The sequence below is a fragment of the Streptomyces sp. NPDC005722 genome, from assembly GCF_040630935.1.
GTDB lineage: Bacteria > Actinomycetota > Actinomycetes > Streptomycetales > Streptomycetaceae > Actinacidiphila.
Map to the genome: position 1 here is coordinate 8,393 of NZ_JBEXYN010000011.1, position 23,165 is coordinate 31,557.

At 72.5% G+C, this 23,165-nt stretch carries 1 protein-coding gene; it reads right to left on the reverse strand.

The features are described from left to right. Positions 1-2: 2 nt before the first annotated feature. A complete protein-coding gene (locus ABZ479_RS15345) occupies positions 3-23,129 on the reverse strand; it encodes a non-ribosomal peptide synthase/polyketide synthase (RefSeq protein ID WP_500462042.1) in 23,127 nt (7,708 codons plus the stop codon). Positions 23,130-23,165: the final 36 nt, after the last annotated feature.

Below are 23,165 nucleotides of genomic sequence, written 5' to 3' on the forward strand. Positions count from 1 at the left end.
TGTCACTTCGAACGCGCCGTCAGGACGGCGGCCAGTACCGCCCCCACCTGACGCAGGGGCCCGGGCTTGGTCATGTCGTTGTGCGAGGCGGCGACGGGATGGATGTGCAGGCTCCCGTCGACGTAGGGCGCCCACCGCCGGACGACTTCCTCCTGCGGGTACCCGGTACCGGTCGCGGGGAAGTGGAGGACGTCACCGGTGAAGTGTCCCGGCGTGGCGCGCCGGACCATCCGCCAGTTGTCCCGGGTGTTCCGGACGACCCCTCGGACGTGGTCCTCGGTCAGCTCCCGCAGGTCGGCCATCTCCTCCTTGACGATCTCCAGTGCTCCGGGCACGGTGAGCGGTTGTCCCGCGGTGTCCACCGTGAGCCCCAGGGCGTGCAGGAGCTGGACCAGGACGGCGTGGTCGTCGGCCTCTCCGTGGACGGCGTCGGTGTCCGGCGGGTAGGCGTCCATCATGGCGAGCAGGGCCACCTCCTGCCCGGCCTGCTGGAGCCGTACCGCGACGGCGTGCGCGAGGTTGCCGCCCATGGACCAGCCGAGCAGGTGGTAGGGGCCGGTCGGCTGGACGCCCGTGATGTGGTCGACGTACCAGGTGACCAGCGCGTCGAGGTCGGACGGGGGCGTCCGCGTGTTGCTGACGCCCGGAGCCTGCAGTCCGTACACGGGTCGGCCGGAGTCGAGGTGACGCACCAGGCCGATGTAGGACAGGCCGAAGCCGCTGGCGGGCGGCAGGCAGAACAGCGGCGGCCGGTCCCCGTGCCCGCGGAGCGCGACCACCGGCTGGAAGAGGTCCTCCTCGGTGTCGGTGTCGGTGTCGGTGCGGGTGCCGGTGCCGGTGCCGAGCAGCGATGCCAGGCCCGCCACGGTCGGGTTCTGGAACACGCTCACCAGTGACAGGTGCGCTCCGGTGGCGTTGCGGATCTCGCCCAGCAGTCGCACGGCGAGGAGCGAGTGCCCACCGAGTTCGAAGAAGTTGTCGTCCACCCCGGCCACGGGAACGCCGAGGACGTCGGCGAACATCTCGCGGAGAAGGTGTTCTTCGGTGGTGCGCGGCTGCCGGCTCGTGTGTCCGGTGGTGTGGTCCGGGGCCGGCAGCGCCGCGCGGTCGAGCTTGCCGTTCACGGTCAACGGCAGCGCGTCCAGGACGACGATCGCGGAGGGGACCATGTAGTCCGGCAACACGGCTGACAGGGTGGTACGGACTGCCGCGGTGTCCACATCGTTGTCCGAACCGCTCGTCGGCACGATGTAGGCGGTGAGGCGTCGGTCGCCGGGTTGGTCTTCGCGGACGATGACGGTGGCGTGGGCGACGGCGGGGTGGGTGAGGAGTGCGGCTTCTATTTCGCCGAGTTCGATGCGGAAGCCGCGGATTTTGACCTGGTGGTCGGTGCGGCCGAGGTACTCGAGCTGCCCGTTGGTGTTCCAGCGGGCGAGGTCGCCGGTGCGGTACATGCGTGCGTCGGGCGTGCTGCTGTGGGGGTTGGCGACGAAGCGTTCGGCGGTGAGGCCGGGCCGGTCGAGGTAGCCCCGGGCGAGCTGGATTCCGGCGAGGTAGAGCTCGCCTGTGACGCCGGGCGGTACGGGTTGGAGTGCGGCGTTCAGGACGTAGGTCTGGGTGTTCCAGATGGGACGGCCGATGGGGACGACGGTGGTGGTGGTGTGGGGTTCGCAGGTGTGGGCGGTGACGTCGATGGACGCCTCGGTCGGGCCGTACAGGTTGTGCAGCGGGATCGGCAGCACGGCGTGGAACTGGTCGCGCAACGAGGCTGACAGTGCCTCGCCGCTGCAGACCACGGCGCGCAGAGATGTGCACTCGCTGGTCGCGAGTTCGGCGACGAAGACCTGGAGCATCGACGGGACGAAGTGGGCGATGGTGACGTGCTGACGGCAAATCAGTTCGACCAGGTACTCCGGGTCCCGGTGGCCGCCGGGGCGGGCGACGACGAGGGTGGCGCCTTCCAGGAGGGGCCAGAAGAACTCCCAGACCGATACGTCGAAGCCGAAGGGGGTCTTCTGGACGACCCGGTCGTTGGGGGTGAGTTGGTAGGCGTGCTGCATCCAGGCGAGTCGGTTGACCACGCCTTCATGCGGGACCGTGACGCCCTTGGGGCGTCCGGTGGAGCCTGAGGTGTAGATGACGTAAGCGGGGTGGGCCGGCAGCGTCACCTGGCCGGGATCGGTGTCGCCCTGTGACTCCAGATCGGTCGCGGGGCCGTCCAGCAATACGCGCGCCACGCCCTCGGGCAGCGCGCCCTCGATGTGGCGGGTCGTCACCACCAGCGCCGGCGTGGCGTCGCCTAGTACGTAGGCCACGCGCTCCGCCGGATACTCCGGGTCGATCGGCACGTACGCGGCACCGGACTTGAGGACGGCGAGCAGCGTGACGACGAGATCCGGCGAGCGCTCCATCATCACCGCCACCCGCTGCTCCGGGCCCGCACCACGGGCCATGAGCAGTCCTGCCAGCCGGTTGGCCCGGGTGTTGAGTTCCGCGTAGGTCAGCGTGGTGTCCTCGAACACCACCGCGGTCGCGTCCGGGGTCCGGGCCGCCTGGGCCTGGAACAGCTCGGGAAGCGTCGCCGGAGGAACGGCACGCGCGGTGTCGTTCCACTCGGTCAGGATCCGCTCCCGCTCGCCGGTTTCCAGCACCCCGACCTGGGCGAGCGCGGTCGACGGTGCCGTCTCCAGTGCCGACACGATGGCTTCCGCCGCCGTGGTCACCATCGCGGCGAGGGCTCCCGGGTCGATCAGGGACACGGCCTGGGCCTTCACGACGAAGCCCTCACCGGTGTCGTCGATGCTGACGGCGACGGGGAAGTTGGTGCGCTCGCGCGCCTGGAGCAGAGCGACACCGTCAAGCCCGGCGCCGGCGGCGGCCTCGCTGTGGCGGTAGTTGAACAGCGAGGTGAACAGCGGCGTCTGGGCGGGCACCTTGCTGGCCTGCTGCGCCACCGCCAGCGGGGCGTGCTCGTGCACCAGCAGCTCCGCGAGCTGCCGCTGCATCCCTTGCACCGCCTCCAGCACACCCCCGGCACTCGCGTCCATCCGGACGGGAAGGGTGTTCATGAACAGTCCCGGCACCCGGTGCGAGCCAGTCCCGGCGTTCATCCGACCGAACAGCACCGTGCCGAACACCACGTCGTCCCGGCCCGAAGTGGCCGACACGACGCGCGCCCAGGCTACGTGGAACAGCGTCGCCGGGCTGACACCCAGACGCCGCGCCTGCTCCCGCAGCCGTATCGCGAGGCCCGCGTCCAGTGGCGTCCGCGCCTCGGTCACGTCACGGCCGTCCCCGAACACGTCCAGCAGGCCGTACGGAGCGGTGGGCTCGCTCACGTCGCCGAGCAGCGCCGCGAAGAACGCCTCGTGCTCCTGGGTGGACGCTCCCAGCCTGGCCTGCCCGACGAACTCCCGGAACGGCAGCGGCTCGGGCAGGGTGTCCTGCCGCCCGTCGAGGAATGCGGCCACCTCACCCATGACCACGTCCAGCGCGGTGTGGTCCTGGATCAGGTGATGGACCTGGAGGACCACCGTCCAGTGGTCCCCGCCCGGCTGCCGGGCCACATGGGCCCGCAGCAACGGGCCCCGCGAGAGGTCCATGCCCGGCGGGCAGGCCGCGAGGAGCCGTTCAGCCGGGTCCGCGCCGCCGTGGTCCGTCCCCGCGGCGAGGTCCACCTCCCGCACGGCGAGCGTCGCCCGGCGCGCCACCACCTGGACCGGCTCGCGCAGCCCCTCCCAGGCGAAGCAGGTGCGCAGGATGTCGTGCCGGTCGACGACCCGCTGCGCCGCGCCGAGGAACGCGTCCACCCGCGCCCGGGAATCGAAGCGCAGCGCGATCGGCAGGACGTAGGGGTCGCTGTCGTTCTCGCCCTCCATCAGGGAGTGGAAGAAGATGCCCTCCTGCAGAGGGGCCAGCGGGTAGATGTCGGCGACGTTGCCCGCCCCTCCGGGAACGGCGGCGACGATCCGGTCGATCTCCTCACCGGTGAGGTCGATCAGCGTCACCATCTCCGGCGTGATCGCCGCGGCGCCGTTGGGGATCCCGTTCGGCGGGACGGTCACCTGCCCGGCCGTCCCTTCGACGGCCGCGGCCAGTGCCGCCACCGTCGGGCTGACGAACAGCGAGCGGACGTCCACGGCGATGCCCCGCTCGCGCGCCCGCTCCACCAGCGTCACCGCGAGGAGGGAGTGCCCGCCGAGCTCGAAGAAGTTGTCGTCGACCCCGACCCGGGGCAGGTTCAGCACGTCGGCGAAGACCGCGCACAGGATCTCCTCCCGGACGTTCGCCGGAGCGCGGCCGGTGGATGCGGCACCGAAGTCGGGAGCCGGGAGTGCCTTCCGGTCCAGTTTGCGGTTCGCGGTGAGCGGGAGCGCGTCGAGGACGACCACGGCCGCGGGCACCATGTAGTCGGGCAGCAGTCCGGCGACGTGGGCGCGCAGTTCGGCGCCGTCCGTCGCGGCGTCCGCGACGACGTAGCCGACGAGGCGCTTGTCGCCGGGCTGGTCCTCGCGGACGATCACGGCGGCCTGGGCGACGGCCGGGTGGGCGACCAAGGCGGTCTCGACCTCGCCGAGTTCGATGCGGAAGCCGCGGATCTTGACCTGGTGGTCGGTGCGGCCGAGGTATTCGAGTTGCCCGTCGGTGTTCCAGCGGGCGAGGTCTCCGGTGCGGTACATGCGCTCGCCGGGCGTGCCGTAGGGGTTGGCGACGAACCGTTCCGCGGTCAGCGCGGGCCGGTTGACGTATCCCCGGGCCAACTGCACGCCGGCCAGGTACAACTCGCCCGCGACGCCGGGGGGTACCGGCCGCAGGGCGGAGTCCAGGACGTAGGCGCGCATGTTCCACAGGGGTGCGCCGATGGGGGGAACGCCGGCACCGGACAGGGGGGTGCTGGCCAGGGAGGCGACCGTTGCTTCCGTCGGCCCGTAGATGTTCAGCATGAGCCGGTCGCGGGACCACCGTTCCGCGGTCTCCGGCGGGCACACGTCACCGGCGACCACCAGCGTCATCCCCTCCGGGAGACCGCCCGCGGAGGCGAGCAGCGGCAGCGTCGCAGGCGGCAGGGTCGCGTGCGTGACCTGCTGCCGGGCAACCAGCTGCGCCAACGGCGCGCCGGGGGACATCTCGTCCGCCGAGGCCAGCACCACGGCCGCACCTGCCAGCCAGGCCGGCCACATGTCGGCCACCGACGCGTCGAAGCTGGGCGAGGCGAACTGGAGCAGCCGGCTGTCCGGTCCGATCCGGAGACGTTCGATGTGGTCGGCGGCGAGGTTCGGCACACCCCGGTGGGTGACGAGGACACCCTTGGGGGTGCCGGTGGAGCCGGAGGTGTAGATGACGTAGGCGGGGTGGGCGAGCAGCAGCGGTCCGTGGCGTTCGGCGTCGGTCACGTCGTGGCCGGGCCGGGACGCCAAGTCTCCCCGTAGCTGCGGGTCCTCCAGGGACAGGTGCTCCACGTCGGTGGGCGGCAGCTCGCCCTCTGTCGCCCGGCCGGTCACGAGGACCGCCGGTCGGGCGTCGGTGAGCATGTGGGCGATCCGGTCCGCGGGATAGCGCGGATCGATCGGCAGGTAGGCGCCCCCGGCCTTCATCACCGCCATGATGGCGACGACGAGTTCGATCGACCGTGGCAGGGCCAGAGCGACGATGTCCTCCGGCCGTACGCCGCGGTCGATGAGCAGGCGGGCGAGCCGGTTGGCCCGGGTGTTGAGTTCCGCGTAGGACAGTGCGGTGTCCTCGAAGACCACCACGGTCGCGTCCGGGGTGCGGGCGGCCTGCGCCTGGAACAGCTCGGGAAGCGTGGCGAGGGGAACATCGCGGGCGGTGTCGTTCCAGCGGACCAGGACCCGGTCCCGCTCGGTGGCGCCCATGACCTCCGCGCGGTTGACCGGCACCGACGGATTAGCGGTGACGGATTCCAGGACCCGGGCGAAGCGTTCGGCGAGGGCGGCGGCGGTGTGGTGGTCGAACAGGTCGGTGGCGTAGGTGATCACGCCGCGGAGGCCGGCGGGCTTGCCGTCGTCGGTGAGGTGTTCGTTGAGCTGGACGTCGAGGTCGAACTTGGCGGGGCCGTCGCCGGTGGGCAGGGCCCCGATGGTCAGGCCGGGCAGTTCCAGCGTGGCCTGTGTGAGGTTCTGCAGGGTGAGCATCACCTGGAACAGGGGGTGGCGTGCCATGGACCGGGCGGGTGTGAGCTCTTCCACCAGGCGTTCGAAGGGCACGTCCTGGTGGGCGTAGGCGTTGAGTGCGCGCTCGCGGGTGCGTTCGAGGAGCTGGCTGAAGTCGGGGTTGCCGGAGAGGTCGGTGCGCAGGACGAGGGTGTTGACGAAGAATCCGACGAGGTTGTCGAGTGCCTGGTCGGTGCGTCCGGCGATGGGGGTGCCGATGGGGATGTCGTCGCCGGCGCCGAGGCGGTGCAGGAGGGTGGCCAGTGCCGCCTGGACGACCATGAAGACGGTCACGCCGTGTGCGCGTGCCAGGTCCACGACGGCCTGGTGGACGTCGGCGTCGATGTGGAGGTCGACGGTGGCGCCGCGATGGGTGGCCACGGGTGGACGCGGCCGGTCGACCGGCAGCGCTAGTTCTTCGGGTGCGCCGTTGAGTGCGTTGCGCCAGTAGGCGAGCTGCTCGGTCAGGAGGCTGCCGGGGTCGGAGGCGTCGCCGAGGAGTTCGCGCTGCCAGAGGCCGTAGTCGGCGTACTGGACGGGCAGGGGCTCCCAGGCGGGTGCGGTGCCAGTGGCGCGGGCGGTGTAGGCGGTGGACACGTCGTGTGCCAGGGGGCCGAGGGACCAGCCGTCACCGGCGATGTGGTGGAGGACCACGACCAGCACATGCGCCTCCGGACCGATCTCGGCCAGCGACATGCGCACGGGGATGTCGCTGGCCAGGTCGAACCGATGCCCGGCGGCCTCGCTCACCCACGCCCGCAGAGCGTCCTCCGTCACCGGGGTGACGCTGAGCAGGTCACCGACCGCGTCGGCAGGCGTGACCCGCTGGTGGGGCCGGCCGCCGACGGTGGTGATCACGGTGCGCAGGACTTCGTGCCGGGCCACCACATCGCGGAGTGCGGCGTGCAGGGCGTCGGTGTCGAGTGCGCCGGTCAGCCGCAGGGCCATGGGGATGTTGTAGGTGGGGGAGGGGCCTTCGAGTTCGCCCAGGAACCACAGGCGCTGCTGGGCGAAGGACAACGGCACGAGTTCCGGCCGCTGTGCCGGGACCAGGGCAGGCCGGGACGCGCTGGTGGTCGTCAGCCGGTTCGCGAGTTCGCGGAGTGTGGGTGCCTCGAACAGGGTCCGGATGGGGACCTCGACGGCGAACGTCGATCGGATACGGCTGATCAGGCGTGTCGCGAGGAGGGAGTGGCCGCCGAGTTCGAAGAAGTTGTCGTCGACCCCGACGGACGGCAGGCCGAGTACCTCGGCGGCCAGCGTGCACAGGATTTCTTCCTGGGCGTTGGCCGGGCCCCGGTTGGTGGCCGCGGTGGTGTAGTCGGGGGCGGGCAGGGCCTTGCGGTCCAGTTTGCGGTTCGCGGTGAGCGGGAGCGCGTCGAGTGCGACGATCGCCGCTGGCACCATGTAGTCGGGCAGCATGCAGGCGACGTGGGCGCGCAGTTCGGCGCCGTCCGCGTCGGTGTGCGTGACGACGTAGCCGACGAGGCGCTTGTCGCCGGGCTGGTCCTCACGCACCACCACTGCCGCCTGGGCGACGGACGGGTGGGAGGCCAAGGCGGCCTCGATCTCGCCGAGTTCGATGCGGAACCCGCGGACCTTGACCTGGTCGTCGGTACGGCCCAGGTACTCCAGCTGCCCGTCGGCGGTCCACCGGGCGAGGTCGCCGGTGCGGTACATCCGCTCGCCCGCGCCGCCGTAGGGGTTGGCGACGAACCGCTCCGCGGTCAGCCCCGGCCGGTCGAGGTATCCCCGGGCCAAGCCTGCGCCGGACACGTACAGCTCCCCGGCCACGCCGACCGGCACCGGCCGAAGCGCCGCGTCCAGCACGAACACCCGGGTGTTGGCGATCGGCTCCCCGATGTACGGGACCGCGCTGTCGGCGGTCAGCACCGCCATCGTCGTGCAGACCGTGGACTCCGTCGGGCCGTACGCGTTGACCAGGCGCCGCCCTGCCGCCCACCGGCCGACCAGATCCGGCCGCAGCGCCTCGCCGGCGGTCACCAACGTCGTCACCGTGGGCAGGCTGTCCGCCGCGAGCCCCGCCAGCATGACGGGCGGCAGGGTCACGTGCGTCACTTTGGCGGCGGCGAGGAGGCGGGTCAGCGCCCGCTCGTCCACCAGGTGGTCCTGGGCTGCGAGGACGAGGCCGGCTCCGCTGCCGAGGGTGACGGTGAGTTCGGCGATGGCGGCGTCGAAGCTGGGTGAGGCGAATTGCAGGACGCGGCTGGCGGGTGTGATGGCGAAGGTTTCCGCTTGGGCGGTGATCAGGCTGGCCAGGCCGTGGTGGGTGACGGTGACGCCCTTGGGGCGGCCGGTGGAGCCGGAGGTGTAGATGACGTAGGCGGGGTGGGCGGTCAGCAGGGGACCGTGTCGTTCGGTGTCTGTGAGGTCGTGGTCGGGGAGGGCAGCCAGGGCCTGTCCCAACTGCGTGTCGTCCAGGGTCAGGTGTGTGGCGTCGGTTGCGGGCAGGTTGTCCTGGGTTGCTTCGCTGGCGAGGACGAGTGCGGGCCGGGCGTCGGCGAGCAGGTAGGCGATGCGGTCGGCGGGGTAGGCGGGGTCGACGGGCAGGTAGGCGCCACCGGTCTTGGTGATGGCCAGGAGGGCGACGACGAGGTCGACGGACCGGGGCAGTGCGACGGCGACCAGTCGTTCGGGTCCAGCGCCGTGTTCGGTCAAGTGGCGGGCGAGCCGGTTGGCGCGCGCGTTGAGTTCGGCGTAGGTCACCTCGACGTCCTCGAACACGACCGCGGTCGCGTCCGGCGTACGGGCGGCCTGCGCCTCGAACAGCTCGGGCAGCGTCACCGCCCGCACGTCCCGCGCCGTGTCGTTCCACTCCACCAGGACACGCCGGCGCTCCTCCGCACCCAGCACATCGAGGCGGTCAACAGGGAGGTCCGGATCGGCCGTTGTCGCATCCAGCAGCTGGACGAGTCGTGCGACGAGCACGTCGACGGTCGCCTGGTCGAACAGATCGGCGGCGTACGTGACGATTCCGTTCACGCCGGCGGCATCGCCCTCGGCGTCGAAGGCCTCAGCGACGACGAAGGACAGGTCGAAGACGGGGTTGTCGCCGACCTCGATCCTCTCGATGTCCAGTCCGGGCACGTCGAGCGTGGCCGGTGCGACGTTCTGCAGCACGAGCATCGTCTGGAACAGCGGGTGCCGGCCCGTGGACCGCGCAGGGGCGAGGTCCTCCACCAGGCGTTCGAACGGCAGGTCCTGGTGGGCGAGGGCGCCCAGGCTCTCGTCGCGGACGCGGTGGAGCACGCCGCGGAAGCCGGGGTCGCCGGACAGGTCGGTGCGGACGACGAGGGTGTTGATGAAGAAGCCGACGAGTTGGTCGAGGTTCTCGTCGGTGCGTCCGGCGACGGGGGTGCCGATGGGGATGTCGGTGCCCGCGCCGAGGCGGGAGAACAGGGTCGCCAGCGCGGCGTTGAGCACCATGAACATGGTGACGCCCTCCGCCTGGGCCAGGGCGGTCATCCGCCGGTGCAGGGCGGCGTCGATGTGCAGGGCGGCGGTGCCGCCCCGGTGGGTGGCCGTCCGCGGCCGGGGGCGGTCGACGGGCAGGGCGAGTTCTTCCGGCAGCCCGGCCAGCCTCTCCCGCCAGTGGGCCAGTTGGGCGCTGTGCAGGCTCGCGGGGTCGCCCGGGGTGCCGAGGAGGTCGCGCTGCCAGAGGGTGTAGTCGGCGTACTGCACGGGCAGCGGCGCCCAGGTGGGGGCCTGGCCTGCCGAACGGGCGGCGTAGGCGGCCGACACGTCCCTCGCGAGGGGGCCCAGCGACCAGGCGTCGGCGGCGATGTGGTGCACCACGATCACCAGCACGTGTTCCTGCGGGCGCAGCCTGAACAGCCGGGCGCGCAGCGGGATGTCGGTGCGCAGTTCGAACGCGGAGCGCGAGACCCGCTCGATCTCGTCCCGCAGGTCCTCCTCGGCGATGTCGACGAGCGGCACGTCGAAGGCCACGGACTCCGACGCGAGGACCGACTGCCGCGGTGTGCCGTCGGGGGCCGGGAACACGGTCCGCAGCACTTCGTGCCGTACGAGGACGTCGCGCAGGGCGTCACGCATCGCCTCGGCGTCCAGGGCGCCCGCCAGGCGCAGGACCACCGGGATGTTGTAGTTGGCGTTCCCGCCCTCCAGTTGACGCAGGAACCACAGCCGGGTCTGGGCGAAGGACGGCGGCAGGACGTCCGGCCGCGGCCTGGGCGTGACCCGGGGCCGTGCCTCGCCCGCGTCGCCCAGCCGGGCCGCGAGTCCGGCGACCGTGGGGCTCTCGAACAGGGCCCGGATGGGGACCTCCACCCCGAGCACCGTGCGGATGCGGCTGACCAGTCGTACGGCGAGCAGCGAGTGGCCGCCGAGTGCGAAGAAGTCGTCGTCCACCCCGACGTGCGGCAGGCCGAGGATGCCCGCGAACACCTGGCACAGCAGCTGCTCGTGGAGGGTCCGCGGCTCCCGGCTCGCCTCGGTCGTCCCGTACGCGGGCGCGGGGAGCGCGCGGCGGTCGAGCTTGCCGTTCGAGGTGAGCGGGAGCGCGTCCAGGACCACGACCGCCGCCGGCACCATGTAGTCGGGCAGCATTCCGGCCACGTGGGCGCGCAGTTCGGCGGCGTCCACGTCCGTTCCCGTGACGACGTAGCCGACGAGGCGCTTGTCGCCGGGCTGGTCCTCGCGGACGACCAGGGCGGCTTGGGCGACGGCGGGATGGGAGGTGAGGGCGGCCTCGATCTCGCCGGGTTCGATGCGGAAGCCGCGGATCTTGACCTGGTCGTCGGCGCGGCCGAGGTATTCGAGGTGCCCGTCGGCGTTCCAGCGGGCGAGGTCGCCGGTGCGGTACATGCGCTCGCCGGGCGTGCCGTGGGGGTTGGCGACGAAGCGCTCGGCGGTGAGCGCGGGGCGGTGCAGGTATCCGCGGGCGAGCTGGGCGCCGGCGACGTACAGCTCGCCGGGGACGCCGGGGGGAACCGGCCGCAGGGCCGCGTCGAGCACGTAGGTGCGGGTGTTCCACATCGGGCGGCCGATGGGCGTGATCCCCCGGCCGGCGTCGCCGGCGGCGAGGTTCACGGGGTGGTCGGTGCAGCCGACGGTGGTCTCGGTCGGCCCGTAGTGGTTGACGACGGGCACGTCCGGGTGGTCCCGGTGCCACTGCTGGAGTTGCGCGGAGCGCAGCGGTTCCCCGCCGAGCATGAGCTGCCCGGTGGGCGCCCAGTCGCCGGGGAGGGTCTGGAGGAACGCCAAGTGGCTGGGCGTGGCCTTGAGGAAGGTGATCTCGTGGCCGGCGAGGGTGGCGGGGAGGGTCTCGTCCCAGGTGGCGATGTGGAGGCGTCCGCCGCTGGTCAGCGCGCCGTACAGGGCCGTGACGCCGAGGTCGAAGGCGATGGACGCGTGCAGCAGGGTGCTTCCGCCGAGGTGCGGATAGGCGTCCCAGGTGCGGGCGATGTAGTTGACCACGCCCTGGTGGGTGATGGTCACGCCCTTCGGCCGTCCGGTGGAGCCGGAGGTATAGATGACGTACGCCGGGTGCGCGGGCAGCAGCGGGCCGTGCCGCTCGGCGTCGTCGAGGTCGCTTCCGGGCAGGCCGCCGAGGACGCCCGCGGTGTGCGGGTCGTCGAGGACGACCTGCGTCACGTTCCCCGGCGGGTTGACGGCTCCCGTGGTGACCAGGAGGGCCGGCCGTGCGTCGGTGAGCAGATGGGCGATGCGGTCGGCGGGGTGGTCGGGGTCGACGGGCAGGTAGGCGGCGCCCGTCTTCAGTACGGCCAGGAGCGCGACGACGAGGTCGGCCGAGCGGGGGAGCGCCAGGGCGACGAGCTGTTCGGGGCCGGCGCCTTGCGCGGCCAGGAGGCGGGCGAGCCGGTTGGCGCGCGCGTTGAGGTCGGCGTACGACACATCCGTGTCCTCGAACACCACCGCGGTGGCGTCCGGGGTGCGCGCCACCTGCGCCTGGAACAGCTCCGGCAGCGTGGACGCCGGCACTTCGTGTGCCGTGTCGTTCCACTCCACGAGGACCTGGCGGCGTTCGGCCGCGCTGAGCAGGTCGATGCCGGTGACGGGCCGCTCGGCGTCGGCGGTCACGGCGTCGAGGAGCCGGACGAGCCGTTCGGCGAGGGTGACGACCGTGCCGTGGTCGAACAGGTCGGCCGCGTAGGTGATGACGCCGGTGAGGCCGTTCGGCCCGCCGTGGGGGGCGAAGGTCTCCTGGAGCTGGACGTCGAGGTCGAACTTGGCAGGCTGCTCGCCGGCCGGCAGCGGGGCGGTGCCGAGCCCCGGCAGGTCGAGGACGGGTGCGGCGGTGTTCTGCAGGCCCAGCATGACCTGGAACAGCGGGTGGCGGGCCATGGACCGGGCGGGGGCGAGGTCTTCGACGAGCCGCTCGAACGGCACGTCCTGGCGGGCGAGGGCACCCAGGTTCTGCTCGCGGACGCGGCGCAGCATCTCCCGGAAGGACGGGTCGCCCGACACGTCGGTACGGAGCACCAGGGTGTTCACGAAGAACCCGACGAGCTCGTCCAGACTCTCGTCGGTACGGCCGGCCACCGACGTGCCGATCGGGATGTCGGTGCCCGCGCCGAGGCGGGACAGCAGGGTCGCCAGCGCGGCGTTGAGCACCATGAACATGGTGACGCCTTCGGCACGGGCCAGGGCGCCGAGCCGCTGGTGCAGGTCGGCGTCGATGCGCAGGTGCGCGGTGCCGCCGCGGTGGGTGGCCACGGCGGGCCGGGAGCGGTCGCCGGGCAGGGCCAGCTCCTCCGGCAGACCGGCCAGTGCTTCGCGCCAGTAGGCGAGTTGCGCGCTGTGCAGGCTCCCGGGGTCGTCGGGGTCTCCGAGGAGCCGGCGCTGCCAGAGGGTGTAGTCGGCGTACTGGACCGGGAGCGGCTCCCAGGCGGGGGCGTGGCCGCCCGAGCGGGCTGCGTACGCGGTCGAGATGTCCCGTGCCAGCGGGGCGAGCGACCAGCCGTCGCCGGCGACGTGGTGCAGGACCAGGAGCAGGACGTGGTCCTGCGGCGCCACCGTGAACAGCCGCGCCCGCACCGGGATGTCGCGGGCGAGGTCGAAGGCGCGGTGGGACTCCTCGGCCACCGCCCGCTCCAGCTCGCCTTCCGGCACCTCGGCTGTGGACAGCGGGAGTTCGATCGCGTCCGGACCGAGGATGTGCTGCTCGGGCGAGCCGTCGACGCTCGGGAAGACGGTGCGGAGTGCCTCGTGCCGCGCGATGACGTCGGCGAGGGCGGCCCGCAGGGCGTCGTGGTTGAGGTCGCCGGTGAGACGGAGGGCGATGGGGATGTTGTAGAGCCCGGAGGGTCCTTCGAGTTCGCCGAGGAACCACAGGCGCTGCTGGGCGAAGGACAGCGGCACCGTCGCGGGGCGCGAGTCGGCGGTCAGCCTCTGACGTGCCGTCCCGGAGTCCGTCACGCGCTGCGCGAGTCCGGCCACGGTGGGGGTCTCGAACAGGGCCCGGATCGGGATCTCGGCCCCGAGGGCGGCGCGGACGCGGCTGACGAGGCGGGTGGCCAGCAGGGAGTGGCCGCCGAGGTCGAAGAAGTTGTCGTCGATTCCGACGTGCGGGAGGCCGAGGACGTCCGCGAACGCCTGGCGGAGCAGCTGTTCCTGGAGGGTGCGGGCTTCCCGGCCCGGACTCGTCGCGGTGTGGTCGGGGGCGGGCAGGGCCTTGCGGTCCAGCTTGCCGTTCACCGTGAGGGGGAGCGCGTCCAGGACGACCACGGCCGAGGGCACCATGTAGTCGGGCAGCAGCCGGGACATGTACTCCCGGACCTCCCCGCCGTCGACAGCGGTCCTCGGGACCACGTAGCCGACGAGGCGCTTGTCGCCGGGGTGGTCCTCGCGCACGACGACGGCGGCGTGGGCGACGGCGGGGTGGGCGGTGAGGACGGTTTCGACCTCGCCGAGCTCGATGCGGAAGCCGCGGATCTTGACCTGGTGGTCGGTGCGGGCGAGGTATTCGAGCTGTCCGCCGGCGTTCCAGCGGACCAGGTCCCCTGTGCGGTACATGCGCTCGCCGGGCCCGTCGTAGGGGTTGGCGACGAACCGCTCCGCGGTCAGCGCGGGCCGGTTGACGTACCCCTGGGCCAGACCGGCCCCGGACACGTACAACTCGCCGGCCACGCCCGGCGGCACCGGCCGCAGGGCGCCGTCCAGGACGTACAGCCGGTTTCCGGAGACCGGTCCGCCGATCGGCACGGAACCGCCCTCGACGCGCTCCACCGGCTGCCAGGTCGCGAACGTCGTCGTCTCCGTCGGCCCGTACACGTGCAGCAGGCGCTTCGGCGCGCCGAGCTCCAGGAGCCGCCGCACGCTCGCGGGGTCGACCGCCTCGCCGCCGAACAGCAGGTGCCGCAGGCGGCCGAGCCCTTCGGGGGACTCCGCCACCAGGCGGTTGAAGAGCGCTGTGGTGACGAACATCGCGGTGATCCCGTCGCGTTCGATCTGCGCGGTGAGCCGCTCGGGCGCCAGCAGCACCTCCCGGTCGACGCCCACCAGCGTCGCGCCGTTGACCAGCGCACCCCAGATCTCGAACGTGGCCGCGTCGAACGACACCGACGACGCCTGGGCGACGACGTCGTCCGTGCCCAACGCGACGTAGTTCGCCTGCCGGACGAGACGGACGACCGCCTGCTGCGCGACGAGCACCCCCTTGGGACGCCCCGTCGACCCGGAGGTGTAGATCACGTACGCCGCGTGGACGGACAGCAGGCGCCCGCCGCGCTCCGCGTCCGACAGGTCCTCCCCGCCGAGCTCCTCCAGCGCGGAGGCCGTGGCGGGATCGTCCACCACCACATGCTCCCCGGGGATGTCCGCACGGACCTGGGCCCGCTGTGTGACCAGCAGGGACGGCCCGGCGTCCGCCAGCATGAAGGCGATCCGGTCCGCCGGATAGGCCGGGTCGACCGGGACGTACGCCGCCCCCGCCTTGACCGTCGCCAGCAGGGCGACCACCAGATCGGCCGAGCGGTCCATCATCACCGCCACCCGGTCCTGCGGCCTGACGCCGCGGGAGACCAGGAGCCGCGCCAGACGGTTCGCCCGCGCGTTCAGCTCCGCGTAGGACAAGGTGACGCCGTCGAACTCGACCGCCGTGGCGCCCTGCCGGCGGGCCACCTGGGCCTCGAACAGCTCCGCCAGCGTGGCCTGCGGCGCCTCGCGGCCGGTGTCGTTCCACTCGGTGAGGAGCCGCTTGCGCTCGACGTCAGCGAGGACGTCGACGCGGGTGACCGGCAGCGCCGGATCTGTGGTCACGGCGTCGAGCACCCGGACGAACCGCTCGACGAGCGTCTCCACGGTGGCGTGGTCGTACAGGTCGGCCGCGTAGGTGAGGGTGCCGGACAGGCCCGCGGGCCGGCCGTCGGCGTGGGTCTCGCGGAGCTGGAGGTCGAGGTCGAACTTGGCGGGCAGGTCCCCGTTGCCCAGCAGACAGCTGTCCAGACCGGGCAGGTCGAGTGCCGGGTCCGCGGTGTTCTGCAGCGCGAGCATGACCTGGAACAGGGGGTGCCGGGCCATGGACCGGGCGGGCGCCAGGTCCTCCACCAGCCGTTCGAACGGCACGTCCTGGTGGGCGAGGGCGCCAAGGCTCTGCTCGCGGACGCGCCGCAGCAGCTCCCGGAAGGACGGGTCGCGCGACACGTCGGTGCGGATCACCAGGGTGTTGACGAAGAACCCGACGAGGTCGATCAGGCTCTCGTCGGTCCGTCCGGCGACGGGGGTGCCGATGGGGATGTCGGTGCCCGCGCCGAGGCGGCTCAGGAGGGTGGCCAGCGCGGCGTTGAGGACCATGAACGTGGTGACGCCCTCCGCGCGGGCCAGCGCGGTCAGCCGTCCGTGCAGGTCCGCGTCGATGCGGACGGAGGCCGTGGCGCCGCGGTGGGACGCCACCGGCGGCCGGGGGCGGTCGACGGGCAGGGTGAGTTCCTCCGGCAGGCCGGCGAGGGCCTCACGCCAGTGGGCCAGCTGCGTGCTGTGCGGGCTCGCGGGGTCGTCCTCGCCGCCGAGGAGGTCGCGCTGCCAGAGTGTGTAGTCGGCGTACTGGACCGGCAGGGGCTCCCAGGCGGGGACCCGGTTGTCGACCCGGGCGGCGTACGCGGCGGAGATGTCCCGCGCCAGCGGTGCGAGTGACCACCCGTCACCGGCGATGTGGTGGACGACCACCACCAGGACGTGGTCCCGCGGCGCCACCGCGAACAGCCGTGCCCGCAGCGGGATCTCGAGCCCGAGGTCGAAGGCGCGGGCGGCTTCGTCGCTGACCGCCTGGGCGATCTCACCCTCGGGCAGCTCGATCACGGGCAGCGGGAGGTCGATCGTATCGGGGCCGAGGGCGCGCTGGCTGGGCGAGCCGTCGGCGCTCGGGAAGACGGTGCGCAGGACTTCGTGCCGGGCGACGACATCGTGCACGGCGGCACGAAGGGCCGTACGGTCGAGGTCGCCGGCGAGCCGGAGGGCGACGGGGATGTTGTACAGCCCGGAGGGTCCGTCGAGTTCACTGAGGAACCACAGCCGTTGCTGGGCGAACGACAGGGGGACGACCTCGGGGCGCGCCCCGGCGGTCGGCCTGCGCCGGGCCGTCCCGGCGTCGGCCAGACGGCCGGCGAGTCCGGCGACGGTGGGGGTTTCGAACAGGGCCCGGATCGGGAGTTCCGTCCCGAGGGTGGAGCGGACCCGGCCGACGAGCCGCGTCGCCAGCAGCGAGTGCCCGCCGAGTGCGAAGAAGTTGTCGTCCAGCCCGACCTTCGGCAGGCCGAGGACGTCGGCGAACATCTCGCACAGGAGCTGTTCCTGCGGGGTCCGCGGCTCCCGGCCCTCCTCGGCCGTCGCGTAGGCGGGCGCGGGCAGGGCCTTGCGGTCGAGCTTGCCGTTCACGCTGAGCGGGAGCGCGTCGAGGACGACCACGGCCGAGGGCACCATGTAGTCGGGCAGCAGGCCGGCGACGTGGGTGCGCAGCTCGGCGCCGTCCGCGTCGGTGTGCGTGACGACGTAGCCGACGAGGCGCTTGTCGCCGGGCTGGTCCTCGCGGACGACGACTGCGGCCTGGGCGACGGCCGGGTGGGCGGCCAACGCGGCTTCGACCTCGCCGGGCTCGATGCGGAAGCCGCGGATCTTGACCTGGTGGTCGGTGCGGCCGAGGTATTCCAGCTGCCCGTCGGTGTTCCAGCGGGCCAAGTCACCGGTGCGGTACATGCGCTCGCCGGGCTCGCCGTAGGGGTTGGCGACGAACCGCTCGGCGGTCAGCCCGGGCCGGTTGACGTATCCCCGGGCCAGGCCGGCGCCGGACACGTACAGCTCCCCGGGCACGCCGATCGGCGCCGGGCGGAGCGACGCGTCCAGCACGAACACCCGGGTGTTGGCGATGGGAGCACCGATGTGGACGTCGGTCGGAGGGGCCAGCCGGGCGATGGTGGCGCAGACCGTGGTTTCGGTGGGCCCATAGGCGTTGACGAGGGTGCGGCCGGACCCCCAGGGGACGACCTGGTGGGCGGGGAGGGCCTCGCCCGCGGTGATGAGGGTGGTGAGGCGGGGGAGTTCGCGGGGATCGAGGTGGGGGAGGACAGCCGGGGGGAGGGTGGCGTGGGTGACGTTCCGGCCGGTGACCAGACGGGTCAGTGCCGGGCCCGGGACCAGGTCGTCCTGGGCTGCCAGGACGAGGCCGGCGCCGCTGCCGAGGGTGACGGCGATCTCGGCGATGGCGGCGTCGAAGCTGGGTGAGGCGAATTGGAGGACGCGGCTGGCGGGTGTGATGGCGAAGGCGTCCGTTTGGGCGGTGATCAGGCTGGCCAGGCCGTGGTGGGTGACGGTCACGCCCTTGGGGCGGCCGGTGGAGCCGGAGGTGTAGATGACGTAGGCGGGGTGGGCGGTCAGGAGGGGACCGTGCCGTTCGGTGTCCGTGAGGTCGTGGTCGGGCAGGGCCGCCAGGACCTGACCCAACTGGGCGTCATCCAACATCAGTTGTATGGCGTCGGCTGCGGGCAGCTTGCCGTGCGTTGCTTCGTCGGTGATGACGAGTGCGGGCCGGGCGTCGGCGAGCAGGTAAGCGATGCGGTCGGCGGGGTAGGCGGGGTCGACGGGCAGGTAGGCGCCCCCCGCCTTCGTCACGGCCATGAGGGCGACGACGAGGTCGACGGATCGCGGCAGTGCGACGGCGACCAGGCGTTCGGGTGCAGCGCCGTGTCCGGCCAGGTGACGGGCGAGCCGGTTGGCGCGGGCGTTGAGTTCGGCGTAGGTGAGTTCGGTGTCGCCGAAGACGACCGCGGTCGCGTCCGGGGTACGGGCGGCCTGCGCCTCGAACAGCTCGGGCAGCGTCGCCGCCGGCACGTCCCGCGCCGTGTCGTTCCACTCCACCAGGACACGCCGGCGCTCATCCGCACCCAGCACATCGATGTCGCCGAGCGGCGCGTCCGGCGCCGCCTCCAGCGCGGCGACCACCCCTTCGCCGACGGTCTCCATCATGGCGCACAGGACATCGGGCGACCCGGGCGCGACGACCTGGGCGGTGAGGACGAACTCGTCCCCCGTGTCGTCGACGATCATGCCGACGGGGTAGTTCGTCCGCTCCTGCATGAACAGCACGTCCACGCCAGGGAGCCCGTCACGCGCCTGCTCGGAATCCGCCCTGCTGTGGCGGTAGTTCAGGAGCGAGGTGAACAGCGGGGCGTCCCCGCGGATGCCGCTCGTCCGCTGCGCCAGCGCCAGCGGCGCGTGCTCGTGCAGCAGCAACTCGGCGAGCTGGGCCTGCACGGCGCGTACGACGTCGCGCGTGCCGGCGCCGCCGGTGCGGACACGGACCGGGAGGGTGTTGATGAACAGACCCACCACCCGTTCGGCCCCCGTGCCCATCCGGCCGAACAGGATGGTCCCGAAGACCACGTCGTCGCGGCCCGAGGTCGCGGCCAGCACACGGGCCCAGATGACGTGGAACAACGTCGCCGGGCTCACCCCCAGGCGCCGCGCCTGCTTACGGAGCCGCCCTGCGAGCCGTGGGTCCATCCGGGCGGTGGACTCGGTGGCCCCCGTGCCGTCCCCGTGGACGTCCACCAGACCGAACGGGGCCGTCGGCTCGGTGACGTCGCCGAGCAGGCGGCCGAAGTACGCTTCGTGCTCCTGCCGGGACACCTGGCCCCGTGCCTGGGCGACGACGTCGCGGTACGGCGCGGGCGCGGGCAGTTCGTCGTCGCGCCCCTCGAGGAACGCGTGCACCTCGCCCAGAAGGACGTCGAGCGCGGTGTGGTCCTGGATCAGGTGGTGGACCTGTATCAGCGCGAGCCACTGCTCGCCGCCCGGCTGCGCGGCCACGTGCACACGGATCAGAGGGGCGCTGCTGACGCTCATGGACGCCGGGCACGCGGCCAGCAGCCGGGCGGCCAGGTCGTGGTCGTCCGCCGGGGCGTCGGTGTCGCCGGTCAGTACGACTTCGTCCACGGGCAGCTCGGCGTGCCGGAGCACCACCTGCACCGGTTCGGGCAGCCCTTCCCAGAGGAAGGCCGTTCTCAGGTTGTCGTGCCGGTCCACCACCTTCCGCAGGGCGGACACGAACGCGTCGAGTCTGCCGCGGGAGTCGAAGCGGAGGACGGTGGGCAGGACGTACACGTCCTCGTCCGCGGTTCCGCCGCCCATGAGGTGGTGGAAGAGGATGCCCTCCTGCAGCGGGGCGAGCGGGTACACGTCCGCCACATTCGCGGCGCCGCCGGGGACGCGGGCGGTGATCTCCGCGATGTGCCCGGCGTCCAGGTCGACCAGCGGAAGCATGTCCGGCGTGATCACCTCCGCACCGGCCGGGATGCGGTTCGCGGGAACCTCCACTTCGGTCCGGCCGGTGGTTGCCGCGAGACCGGCCACGGTGGGCGTGGTGAACAGGGACCGTACGTCGATGGACAGGCCACGGGCGCGCAGCCGTTCCACCAGCGTCACCGCCAGCAGCGAGTGGCCGCCGAGGTCGAAGAAGTTGTCGTCGACCCCGACGTGCGGCCGGCCGAGGATCTCGGCGAAGGCGTCGCACAGGATCTCTTCGCGGGGGGTGCGCGGCCCTCGGCCGGTGTGCCCGGAGGTGTACGCGGGGGCGGGCAGGGCCTTGCGGTCCAGCTTGCCGTTCACCGTGACGGGGAGGGCGTCCAGGACGACCACCGCCGCCGGCACCATGAAGTCCGGCAGCAGGCCGCCGACGTGGGCGCGGACCTCGGCGCCGTCGACGTCCGCCTTCGGGACGACGTAGCCGACGAGGCGCTTGTCGCCGGGCTGGTCCTCGCGCACCATCACTGCTGCCTGGGCGACGGACGGGTGGGCGGCCACGGCGGCCTCGACCTCGCCGAGTTCGATGCGGAAGCCGCGGATCTTGACCTGGTCGTCGGTGCGGCCGAGGTACTCCAGCTGTCCGTCCGCCGTCCAGCGGACGAGGTCGCCCGTGCGGTACATGCGCTCGCCCGGCCGACCGTGCGGGTTGGCGACGAAGCGCTCCGCGGTGAGGCCGGGGCGCCGGAGGTAGCCGCGGGCGAGCTGGGCGCCGGCGAGGTAGAGCTCGCCGGGGACGCCGGGCGGAACGGGCCGCAAGGAGGCGTCGAGGACGTAGGTGCGGGTGTTCCACACCGGTCGGCCGATCGGGACGGCCGGGTCGTCGGCGGTGAGGTGCGAGGCGTGCGTGACGTCGATGGACGCCTCGGTGGGGCCGTAGAGGTTGTGCAGCGGAGCGTCCAGCGTGCGGAGGAACTGGTCGCGCAGCTCGGGGGTGAGTGCCTCGCCGCTGCAGAGGACCGCGCGCAGGGTGGTGCACTCGGCCGCCGAGGGTTCGGTGAGGAAGGCCTTCAGCATGGAGGGCACAAAATGGCTCACGGTCACGTGCCGGGCCCGGACGAGGCCGGCCAGGTAGCCGGGGTCACGGTGCCCGCCGGGGCGCGCCACGACCAGGACGGCGCCCTGGAGGAGGGGCCAGAAGAACTCCCAGACCGATACGTCGAATCCGAACGGGGTCTTCTGCAGCACCCGGTCCGACGCTCCGATCGGGTACTGGTGCTGCATCCACTCCAGCCGGTTGACCACGCCCTGGTGCGGTACGGCGACCCCCTTGGGCCGCCCGGTGGAGCCGGAGGTGTAGATCACGTACGCCGGGTGCGCGGGCAGCAGCACACCGCCCCGGTCACCGTCGCCGAGGTCGGCCGGAGACAGTCCGTCGAGGGCAAGCGCCGTGTCCGGGTCGTCGAGGACGAGGTGCCGCACCTCCCCGCCGTCGGGAAGACGCGGGTGAAGGGCGCCGGTGGTGACGACGACGGCGGGCCGGGCGTCGGAGAGCAGATGGGCGACCCGGTCGGCGGGGTGGTCGGGGTCGATCGGCAGGTAGGCGCCACCGGCCTTCACCACCGCCAGGAGGGTCACGACCAGATCGGCGGAGCGTTCGAGATGCACCCCGACGAGGCTTTCCGGGCCGACGCCCTGACCGGCCAGATGGCGGGCGAGCCGGTTGGCGCGGGCGTTGAGGTCGGCGTACGACACCTCGACGTCCTCGAACACCACCGCCGTCGCGTCGGGGGTGCGGACCACCTGCGCCTCGAACCGTTCGGGCAGCGTCGCCGCCGGGACCTCGTGCGCGGTGTCGTTCCATCCGGCCAGGACCTGCCGGCGTTCCTCGTCGCCGAGCAGGTCGATGGCGTCGACGGGCCGTGCCGGGTCGGCGGTCACCGCGTTGAGCACCCGGACGAGCCGCTCGGCCAGCGCCTCCACGGTGCCGTGGTCGAACAGGTCCGCCGCGTAGCCGATACCGCCCCTGAGACCGGCCGGGACGCCGCCGGGGCCGAAGGTCTCCCTGATGGAGACGGCGAGGTCGGCTCTGGCCGGCGCCTCCCGGCTCGCCAGCACGGTGACGTCGAGGCCGGGGAGCGCGAGGGCCGGTTCGACGTTGTCCTGCAACGCCAGCATGACCTGGAACAACGGCTGGCGGGCCAGCGACCGCGCGGGCGCGAGGTCCTCCACCAGCCGCTCGAAGGGCAGTTCCTGATGGGTGAGCGCGTCCAGGTTCCGCTCGTGCACCCGGGCCAGAACGTCACGGAACGACGGGCGTCCCGACAGGTCGCCCCGGATCACCAGGGTGTTCACGAAGAAGCCGATGAGCTCGTTCAGATCGACTTCGGTACGCCCGGCCACCGGGGTGCCGATGGGGATGTCGGTGCCGGCGCCGAGACGGGAGAGCGTGGTGGCGAGCGCGGCATGGAGCACCGCGAACATGGTGACGCCCTCGGCCCGGGCGAGGGCGGCGATCCGCCGGTGCAGGTCGGCGGTGATGTCGAGGTCCGCGCTGCCGTCACGGTGGCTCGGCACGGAGGGGCGCGGACGGTCGAACGGCAGGGGCAGTTCCTCCGGCAGATCGGCCAGAGCCTCCCGCCAGTACGCCAGTTCCCCGTTCAGGAAGCTCGCCGGGTCGTCCTCGCCGCCGAGGAGGTCACGCTGCCAGAGTGCGTAGTCGGCGTACTGGACCGGCAGCGGCTCCCAGTCGGGGGCCTGGCCGCCGACCCGGGCGGCGTACGCCGTGGAGACGTCCCGCGCCAGAGGCGCCAGGGACCATCCGTCGCTGGCGATGTGATGGGACACCAGGACCAGCACGTGGTCCCGCGGGGCCACCGCCAGAAGACACGCCCGCAGGGGGATCTCGCGGGAGAGGTCGAACGGACGGACGGACTCCTCGGCCATCACCCGCGCGATGTCGTCCTCCGTCACCTCGATCACCGGCAGGCGTAGCCCGGCGTCCTCCGGCGTGAGGATCCGCTGCTGGGGGATGCCGTCGTCCGTCGCGATCAGCGTGCGCAGCGCCTCGTGCCGCTCGATCAGGTCCACCAGTGCCGTGTGCAGGGCCTCGTGGTTCAGGTCGCCGGCAAGCCGCAGGGTGATCGGGATGTTGTACATCCCGTTGGGGCCTTGCAGTTCGCCGAGGAACCACAACCGCTGCTGGGCAAAGGACAGAGGAATCATCGGAGCTCTCTACGACAAATGACGGACTGAACGGGT